At 58.1% G+C, this 229-nt stretch carries 1 protein-coding gene; it reads left to right on the top strand.

Annotated elements, in window-relative coordinates; genetic code table 11:
• On the top strand, window positions 1–227 hold a 227-nt coding region (locus AC1RPH_RS08570; RefSeq protein WP_481762163.1), incomplete at its 5' end, for a hypothetical protein.
• Window positions 228–229 lie beyond the last annotated feature (2 nt).

The raw sequence follows: 229 nt of genomic DNA, 5'->3' as shown, positions 1-229 counted from the left end.
ACCTCACGCTGGTCGATGAGTGTGCAGAGCCCCATGCGGAGCCCACCACAGCCTACCTCGACGAGATGCGTGAAATCTACGAAAAACGTGGATTTTCTACACGTCAGGATCGCGACAGGCTGGGGTATCCCACACTCGTCATCGAGTGGCCGGCACCAGCCGATCCGAGTAGAATCACGCTGAGCATTGAACGTTCGACGTTGAGCGCGGCTCCGCGCCGCAAATGAAA

Source organism: Dellaglioa sp. CoH-57-MRSF-16, assembly GCF_056782055.1.
Note: the sequence above shows the minus strand (reverse complement) of the source record. Positions and strands in the feature narration are given on the sequence as shown.